Genomic DNA, 8,617 nt, shown 5'->3' with positions numbered 1-8,617 from the left:
GTTTTTCCAAGATTTCGAGGATTTCTTTCATGTCGTCAGAGGTAGGTTGTTGTCTTGTTTCTGCTATTGTTTTGATAGCTGGTCATGCCTGTCCCGCATGCGCGGAGAGCAGGTTTCGTGCCGCAGTGGAAGCTGGCAGCGTGCCTGCGGCCACCTGGGCGATCGCCTGCGGCAGCAACTCGCGCACCTGCGGATGCTGGCGAAAAGCCTGCTTGAGCCCGGCGTCGATGCGCTCCCACATCCAGGCCAGCGCCTGCTTTTCGCGGCGCGTGGCCAGCTTGCCGTTGGCGGTCTGGAGCGACCTGAATTGCGTGACCGCCGCCCAGAACCCGTCGATGCCGGTGCCCCGCAAGGCGCTCATCTGGATGACCTGCGGCTGCCAGAAGCGCACCTCGGCCTCGGGCGAGCCCGGCGCTGCGTGGGCCGCCCGCAACGCATCCGCATGCGACGGATGACCATGGTGGCCAAAGAGCCGCAGCGCCGACGTGATCTGCGCACGCGCGCGCGTGGCGGCCGCCGCGTCGAGGTCGGCCTTGTTGATGACGACCAGGTCGGCCAGCTCCATCACGCCCTTCTTGATGGCCTGCAGGTCGTCGCCGGCATTGGGCAACTGCATCAGAACGAACATGTCGGTCATGCCGGCCACCGCCGTCTCGCTCTGGCCCACGCCAACCGTCTCGACGATCACCACGTCATAGCCGGCCGCTTCGCAAACCAGCATAGCCTCGCGCGTGCGCGCCGCCACGCCGCCCAGCGTGCCGCTCGAAGGGCTGGGCCGGATGTAGGCCTGCGGGTGCACCGACAGGTGCTCCATCCGCGTCTTGTCGCCCAGGATGGATCCGCCGGAAACGGTGGACGAAGGATCGATGGCGAGCACGGCCACCCGGTTGCCTTGCGCGATCAGGTACAGGCCCAGTGCCTCGATGAAGGTGCTTTTGCCGACACCCGGCACGCCGCTGATGCCGAGCCGGAAAGCCTTGCCGGTGTGGGGCAGCAGACCGGTCAGGAGCGCGTCGGCTTGCGTGCGGTGGTCGGCACGGGTCGATTCGAGCAGGGTAATGGATTTGGCGATGGCGCGGCGTTGCTGGGCGCCGGCGGGGCCAAGGAGAGATTGGGAGAAGTTCACCACAGAGCACCCCCAGCCCAGCCCGTCCCCGGAGGGGGAGGGGGCGGGACAACAGGGGTCAGAACCCAATTTCGCGGCGGCGTGTCCTCAGCCCCGCCCTCTCCCGGAGGGACCGCGCGCAATGCCAGGAAGGCCGGGGCGGTCACGACTTGGCGACGGAGCGGCGGATCTGTTCCAGCACGTCCTTGGCGCTGGCCGGGATCGGGGTGCCGGGGCCGTAGATGCCCTTGACGCCGGCGTGGTAGAGGAACTCGTAGTCCTGCTGCGGGATGACGCCGCCGACAAACACGATGATGTCGTCGGCGCCCTGCTTTTCCAGCTCCGCGATGATCGCCGGCACCAGCGTCTTGTGGCCGGCTGCGAGCGTGCTGATGCCCACCGCGTGCACGTCGTTCTCGATCGCCTGCCGGGCGCATTCTTCCGGCGTCTGGAACAGCGGACCCATGTCGACGTCGAAACCGAGGTCGGCATAGGCCGTGGCCACCACCTTGGCGCCGCGGTCGTGGCCGTCCTGGCCCAGCTTGGCCACCATCACGCGCGGGCGCCGGCCCTGCTCCTGCGCGAATTGCGCGATCTCCGACTTCAGTTTGTCCCAGCCCTCGGCCGAGTCGTAGGCGGCTGCATACACCCCGGTCACCTTTTGCGTATCGGCGCGATGGCGCCCGAATACCTTTTCCAATGCATCACTCACCTCGCCCACCGTGGCGCGCAGCCGCACGGCCTGGATGCACAGCTCCAGCAGGTTGCCGGTGCCGTCGTGGGCGGCCGTGGTCATCGCCTCCAGCGCCGCCTGCACCTTGGCCGGGTCGCGCGAAGCCTTGATCTTGCCCAGGCGGGCGATCTGCTGCTCGCGCACCATCACGTTGTCGACTTCGCGGATCTCCATCGCATCCTGCTCGGCCAGCTTGTACTTGTTGACGCCGACGATCACGTCCCGGCCGGAGTCGATGCGGGCCTGCTTCTCGGCCGCCGCGGCCTCGATCTTCAGCTTGGCCCAGCCCGAATCGACAGCGCGTGTCATGCCGCCCATCGCTTCCACTTCCTCGATGATGGTCCAGGCGGCGTCGGCCATGTCCTGGGTCAGCTTCTCCATCATGTAGCTGCCGGCCCAGGGATCGATCACGTCGGGGATGTGGGTCTCCTCCTGGATGATGAGCTGGGTGTTGCGGGCGATCCGGGCCGAGAACTCGGTCGGCAGCGCAATCGCCTCGTCGAAGCTGTTGGTGTGCAGCGACTGGGTGCCGCCGAACACCGCCGCCATCGCCTCGATGGTGGTGCGCACCACGTTGTTGTACGGGTCCTGCTCGGTCAGCGACCAGCCCGAGGTCTGGCAGTGGGTGCGCAGCATCAGGCTCTTGGGGTTTTTCGCCCCCACCTCACTCATGATCCGCCACCACAGCAGGCGCGCCGCCCGCATCTTGGCGATCTCCAGGTAGAAGTTCATGCCGATCGCCCAGAAGAACGACAGGCGCGGCGCGAAGGCGTCCACCCCCAGGCCCTTGGCCATGGCGGTCTTGACGTACTCCTTGCCGTCGGCCAGCGTGAAGGCCAGCTCCAGCGCCTGGTTGGCGCCGGCTTCCTGCATGTGGTAACCCGAGATCGAGATCGAGTTGAACTTGGGCATCTTCTGCGCCGTGTACTCGATGATGTCGCCCACGATCCGCATCGAAGGCTCGGGCGGGTAGATGTAGGTATTGCGGACCATGAACTCCTTGAGGATGTCGTTCTGGATGGTCCCCGACAGCTGGTCCTGCGCCACGCCCTGCTCCTCCGCCGCCACCACGTAGCCGGCCAGCACCGGCAGCACGGCGCCGTTCATGGTCATCGAGACCGAGACCTTGTCCAGCGGAATGCCGTCGAACAGGATCTTCATGTCTTCCACCGAGTCGATCGCCACGCCGGCCTTGCCCACGTCGCCGACCACGCGCGGATGGTCACTGTCGTAGCCCCGGTGGGTGGCCAGGTCGAAGGCGACGCTGACGCCCTGCCCGCCCCCGGCCAGGCCTTTGCGATAGAAGGCGTTCGATTCCTGCGCCGTTGAAAAGCCCGCGTACTGGCGGATCGTCCACGGCCGCGCCGCATACATGGTGGCCTGCGGCCCGCGCAGGAATGGCGCCAAGCCGGGCAGCGTGTCGGTGTGCTGCAGGCCCTGGAGATCCAGCGCCGTGTACAGCGGCTTGACGGTGATGCCGTCCGGCGTCACCCAGTTCAGGGCATCGACCTGGCCGCCGGGGGCGGACTTGGCGGCCGACTGGCGCCACTTCTCCAGTGATTCGGCAGCGGAAGGCGGGTTCGGATTCGTGTTCTGGCTCATGGCGTATTCCTGTGACGAAACGGCGACCTGCGTGGCGGCCCGAATCTTACATCATTCATAATTATTGATGCAGAATTACATTTCAACCTAGAATCCGCGCATGTCAACTGTCTCCCTTGCCCCCCGCGCCCTCTACCAGGAGGTTGCGGAGCTGCTGCGCCAACGCATCTTCGCGCGCCAGCTCGAGCCGGGCAGCTGGATCGACGAGCTCAAGCTGGCCGAGGAGTACGGCATCAGCCGCACGCCGCTGCGCGAGGCGCTGAAAGTGCTGGCCGCCGAAGGCCTGGTGACGATGAAGGTGCGCCGCGGCGCCTACGTGACGGAAGTTTCGGAGCAGGACCTGGCCGAGGTGTACCACCTGCTGGCGCTGCTGGAAAGCGATGCGGCGGCCGTGGTCGCCCAGCGCGCGAGCGATGCGCAGCTGAAGGAATTGCAAGGCCTGCACGCGGAGCTGGAGCGCGCGCAGGATGATCGAGAACGTTTTTTTGCCTTGAACGAGCGCTTCCACATGCGGCTGCTGGAGCTGGCCGGCAACCGCTGGCGCAACCAGATGGTGGCCGATCTGCGCAAGGTGATGAAGCTCAATCGGCACAACTCGCTGCTCAAGTCAGGCCGGCTGCAAGAGTCGCTGCTGGAGCACCGCGCCGTGATCGACGCACTGCTGCGGCGTGACCCCGACGCCACCATGCAGCGCATGCAGGACCACTTCCGCAACGGGCTGGAAGCGGCTGCCTGAGGCCTCAGGCCTCAGGCCAGTCCGGCTTCGCCCTCGATCGCCCGGCGCGTCTGCAGCAGGCGCGGCCCCACGTGGCCCATCAGCAACTCGCGGGTCAGCAGGTAGGCGGGCCCGCCCACGCTGACGCCGTACAACTCACCGCGCGCTCCGCGCAGACTGAAGCCGACGGCATGGATCTCGGGATGCCATTCCCCAAAGGAACTGCAAAATCCGTGGAGCGCGTGCTCCTGCAGCGCCGCCTCCAACCGCGCCTGCACCTGCGACCATTGCTCACCGCTGGCGGCCCGGATGTCTTCCTGCAGCGCCGCCTGCCGGTCCGGTGGCAGGGACGCGTAATAGGCGCGGCCGACGGCCGAGGTGGCGATCGCCATGCGGGCGCCCACGTCCATGCGCGAGACGATCATCGCCGAGCGCGGCCGCAGGGTGTCGATCAGCAGGATGTCCAGGCCCTCCCGCACGCCCAGGTGCACGTTGGCGCCCGCGGCTTCGGCCAGTTCGGCCAGGTGCAGTCGAGCCTCTTGCCGGAAGTCGTAGCTGCGCAGGAAGGCACTGCCAAGGAGCAGGTTGGCCGGCCCGAGGGCGAAGCGTTCGTCGGCCGACAGCCGCAGGAAGCCCGCCGACTGCAGCGTCGCCGTCAGGCGCGAGACCGTGGCCTTGGGAATGCCGCAGCGATCGGCCAGTTCCTTGTTGGACAGCGGCACGCCGGCATCCGCCAGCACGCGCAGCAAAGCCAGGCCGCGGCCCAGGGCGCTGACTTCGTCGCGGGTTGTGGAATCGCCTGCAAGCACCTGATACCTCCGATTTTTCGAAACGCTGTTCCATTTCAACCGGAAGACCGCTAAGATTCTGAAACTGCGTTCCATTCTATCGATAAAGGAGACATGCCTTGCGCCTCGTCCAACTGACCGCGAGCCTGCTGGCTGGCGTCCTGGCCATCGCCGCCGCCGCGCCCGCCGTGGCCCAGGACTTCCCCACCGGCCCGGTGAAGATCATCATTCCGTTCCCGCCCGGCGGCCCGACCGACACCGTCGGCCGCCAGCTGGCGATGAAGCTGCAGGAGACCTGGGGCCACCCGGTCCTGATCGATTACAAGCCGGGCGCCGGCACGGCCATCGGCGCGGACTTCGTCGCCAAGTCGGCTCCCGACGGCCACACGATCGGCATGGTGAACTCCTCGTTCGCCGTCAATCCCACGCTGCGCAAGAAGCTGCCGTACGACACGCAAAAGGACATCGCCGGCGTCACGCAGCTGTTCAACATGCAGCTGGCCATCGTGGCCCGCCCCGACGCGCCCTTCAACAACCTCAAGGAGCTGATCGCCTACGCCAAGGCCAACCCGGGCAAGCTCAATTACGGCACCCCCGGCGCCGGCAGCACCACCCACCTGGGCGCCGAGCTGCTCAAGCGGGAAGCCGGCTTCGTGATGCAGCACATCTCCATGAAAGGCAGCTCCCCGGCCCACACCGAGCTCATGGGCGGGCGCCTCGACCTGGTGGTGGACCCGTTCCTGTCCATCCTGCCTTACGTGCAGGCCGGCAAGATGAAGCTGATCGCCACCCTGGGCGCCAGGCGCGTGCAAGGCCACGACTACCCGACGGTCGCCGAACTCATCCCCGGCTTCGACGTCGGCGCCCTGCTCGGCTTCGTCGTCCCCGCCGGCACGCCCAAGGCGGTGCTGCAGAAGATCCAGGCCGACACCGCCAAGGCTCTGGCTTCCCCCGACATGAAAAAGCGCGCCCAGGAGTACGGACTGGAGATCATCGGCAGCAAGCCCGAGCAGTTCGACGCCTTCATCGGCGCCGAGATGAAGCGCTGGGGCCGCGTGGTCACCGACGCCAAGATCCAGACCGAGTGAGCGCCGGGAGAAGCACATGACTTTGCAACTGAAGCCCATCCACCCCGTGTTCGGCGCCCAAGCGAGCGGCGTCGACCTGACACGCCCGCTGACCGACGCCGACCGGCACGCCATCAACGCCGCGATGAACGAGCACGCCGTGCTGGTCTGGCGCGGCCAGCCGCTGACGCCGCAGCAGCAGATCGATTTCGCCAAGTCGTTCGGCCCGCTGGACATCGGCCTCAAGCGCGTCTTCAAGCGCAAGGAGCGGCTGGAGGACGAGCGCCTGATCGACATCTCCAACGTCGACGCGGAAGGCAACGTGGCGCGGCGCGACTCGCCCAAGAACCTGTCGAACTTCGCCAACCAGCTGTGGCACAGCGACAGCTCGTTCATGAACCCGCGCGCGGCGTACTCGATGCTGCATTGCGTGATCAAGCCCAGCTGGGGCGGCAACACCGAGTTCGCCGACCTGCGCGCGGCCTACGACACGCTGGACACGCGCACCAAGGCGGAAATCCAGGACCTGAAGGCCGAGCACTTCGCGCTGCACACCCGCCTGCTGCTGGGCGACGACGCCTACACCGACGACCAGAAAAAGGAAATCCCCCCGGCTGTCTGGCCGCTGGTCGACAGCCACCCCGGCTCCGGGCGCAAGGTGCTGTTCGTCGGCGTGCACGCCCGCCAGGTCCTGGGCTGGCCGACGGCCGAGAGCCGCATGTACCTGCAAGACCTGCTGGAACATGCCACCCAGCGCGAACGCGTCTACGTGCACGAATGGCAGGTGGGCGACCTGGTGATCTGGGACAACCGCGCCACCCTGCACCGCGGCCGCCGCTACGACGTGGCCGAGCGCCGCGAGCTGCGCCGCACCACGATCAACGACACGCCCGAGGCGCTGCTGATGGCGGCCTGAGGGCTCAGCCCGGGCCGACCGCCGGCTGGAGCCGGTGGGCACTCGCCTAGACTTGCGTTGCACACACGACACGAGACCTGGCTTGGACACCGAACCCGCATCCACTTTCCTCACCGTCGAGACGGCGCAAGGCCACTTGCGCGGACGCCGCCGCGGCGACGGCGCCGTGTTCCAGGGCGTTCCCTATGCGGCCGCGCCGGCGGGCGCATTGCGCTGGCGGCCGCCGCAGCCGCCGGTGCGCTGGGACGGCATCCGCGACGCGCTGGCGTTCGGCCCCGACTCTCCGCAGCCGCCGGCCGCCGGCTTCCGGGCGGCCCGCCAGGACGAGGACTGCCTCTACCTGAACGTCTGGACGCCGACCGTCGCGCCGCCCGCGCCGATGCCGGTGCTGGTCTGGCTGTACGGCGGCGGCTTCACGGCCGGCAGCGGCTCCGACGTGCTCTACGACGGCGCCGCCCTGGCCGCTGAAGGCGCAGTGGTGGTCACGCTCAACTACCGGTGCGGGCTGTTCGGCTTCCTGGCGCATCCTGCCTTGAGCGCCGAGTCGGCCGAAGGCGCTTCGGGCAACTACGGCTTGCTCGACCAGCTGGCGGCGCTGCGCTGGGTTCAGGCCAACATCTCGGATTTCGGCGGCGATCCGGCGCGGGTCACGGCGTTCGGCTTTTCCGCCGGCTCGGCGTCCATTGCGCTGCTGCTCACGTCACCGCTGGCCAGTGGCCTGTTCCAGCGCGCGATCCTGCAAAGCCCGGGCGCGGGCCGGCCTCTGGCAACCCTGGCCGCTGCCGAGCAGGCGGGCCTGACACTGGGCGCGGACCTTGCCGCGCTGCGGCGGCTGACGGCGCAGGAGGTGCTGGCTCGCACCGGACTGCTGGCGCCCAAGGTCCGCGCCCTCACGCGGCCGCGGGTGCTGCGGCCCATCCTGGACGGCTGGGTGCTGCCGCGGGACGAACGCGGCGCCCTGCGGCAGGGCCGCATCCACCGGATGCCGCTGCTGGTGGGCAGCAATGCGGACGAAGGCTCGGCGCTGACGCAGGCGTGGCCGGTGGACACGCTGGCCGCGTACCGGGAGCAGCTGGAGACCAGCTTCGGCGCCCTGGCCGAGGAGGCGGCGACGCTCTACCCGGCTGAGCGCCACGGGCACGCGGGGGGTGCGGTGGCGGCGATGTTCGCCGACACGCAGTTCAACTACGGCACGCGGCTGCTGGCCCGCGGCATGGCCCCGCTGGAGCCGCGAACCTGGAAGTACCTGTTCCGGCGCCGCCGGCCGGGACAGGCCGACGGGCCGCACCACGGTGACGAGGTGGGGCATGTGTTCGGCAACCTGGCGGCCGGCGGCGCGTTCGCTGCGGCCGACGAGGCCCTGTCGCGGCTGATGCGCAAGGCGTGGGTGGCGTTTGCCGCCACTGGCGACCCGGGAGTGCCGCGGTGGGAGCCGTACCGCGTCGAGGATGACAACCACCTGGTGCTGTCGCAGCAGTGCGAGCCGGACGCGGGGTGGCGCGGCGCGCAGCTGGATTTTCTCGACCGGTTTTACGGCGACCAGTAGGACGGCGGGACTGGATCTTCGGGCCCGACCCGGTACCCATGCCTTTCAAAAAGCCGCGATCCCCGTCTGCGCCCGCCCCAGGATCAGCGCATGGATGTCGTGCGTGCCTTCATAGGTGTTCACCACTTCCAGGTTGACCAGGTGG

Annotated in this window: 7 protein-coding genes; 4 read left to right on the top strand and 3 right to left on the bottom strand. The window is 68.2% G+C overall.

Features of this window, described 5'->3' with window-relative positions; all coding sequences use genetic code 11:
- Positions 1–82: 82 nt before the first annotated feature.
- Both meaB and scpA read right to left on the bottom strand, forming a co-directional pair.
- The gene (gene meaB / locus JWP65_RS12945) at positions 83–1,126 is read right to left on the bottom strand and encodes a methylmalonyl Co-A mutase-associated GTPase MeaB (protein ID WP_299764337.1); all 1,044 of its coding nucleotides are present in this window, start codon (positions 1,124–1,126) and stop codon (positions 83–85) included.
- Positions 1,127–1,268: 142 nt separating this feature from the next.
- Positions 1,269–3,440 carry a methylmalonyl-CoA mutase gene (gene scpA, locus JWP65_RS12940; protein WP_299764335.1) on the bottom strand — a complete coding sequence of 724 codons (2,172 nt, stop codon included), beginning with the start codon at positions 3,438–3,440 and terminating at the stop codon, positions 1,269–1,271.
- Positions 3,441–3,540: 100 nt separating this feature from the next.
- Here scpA and JWP65_RS12935 point away from each other — a divergent pair, with 100 nt between their 5' ends.
- Positions 3,541–4,176 carry a GntR family transcriptional regulator gene (locus JWP65_RS12935; protein WP_299764333.1) on the top strand — a complete coding sequence of 212 codons (636 nt, stop codon included), beginning with the start codon at positions 3,541–3,543 and terminating at the stop codon, positions 4,174–4,176.
- 11 nt (positions 4,177–4,187) lie between these two features.
- Here the strand turns inward: JWP65_RS12935 and JWP65_RS12930 are convergent, their stop codons facing one another.
- Entirely contained in the window at positions 4,188–4,964 is a 777-nt protein-coding gene (locus JWP65_RS12930; protein WP_299764331.1) for an IclR family transcriptional regulator, read from the bottom strand.
- A gap of 98 nt (positions 4,965–5,062) precedes the next feature.
- Between JWP65_RS12930 and JWP65_RS12925 the strand changes: the two genes are divergently transcribed.
- From JWP65_RS12925 to JWP65_RS12915, 3 genes are all read left to right on the top strand, one after another.
- On the top strand, positions 5,063–6,031 hold the full coding sequence (locus JWP65_RS12925; protein WP_299764329.1) for a tripartite tricarboxylate transporter substrate binding protein: 969 nt from the start codon (positions 5,063–5,065) through the stop codon (positions 6,029–6,031).
- Between the two features lie 16 nt (positions 6,032–6,047).
- Complete coding sequence (locus JWP65_RS12920) at positions 6,048–6,926, top strand: TauD/TfdA family dioxygenase (protein ID WP_299764327.1); 879 nt, start codon at positions 6,048–6,050, stop codon at positions 6,924–6,926.
- Positions 6,927–7,008: 82 nt separating this feature from the next.
- Entirely contained in the window at positions 7,009–8,472 is a 1,464-nt protein-coding gene (locus JWP65_RS12915) for a carboxylesterase family protein (RefSeq protein ID WP_299764324.1), read from the top strand.
- The last annotated feature ends 145 nt before the right edge of the window (positions 8,473–8,617 follow it).

It is taken from the genome of Ramlibacter sp. (assembly GCF_028292805.1).
Taxonomy (GTDB): domain Bacteria; phylum Pseudomonadota; class Gammaproteobacteria; order Burkholderiales; family Burkholderiaceae_C; genus Ramlibacter.
This window is presented reverse-complemented; position numbering and strand designations above follow the sequence as displayed.

Excerpts from the sequence above, each read along its gene's own strand:
- scpA (WP_299764335.1), bottom strand. The coding sequence starts at position 3,440 with ATGAGCCAGAACACGAATCCGAACCCGCCTTCCGCTGCCGAATCACTG.
- JWP65_RS12935 (WP_299764333.1), top strand. The coding sequence starts at position 3,541 with ATGTCAACTGTCTCCCTTGCCCCCCGCGCCCTCTACCAGGAGGTTGCG.
- JWP65_RS12920 (WP_299764327.1), top strand. The coding sequence starts at position 6,048 with ATGACTTTGCAACTGAAGCCCATCCACCCCGTGTTCGGCGCCCAAGCG.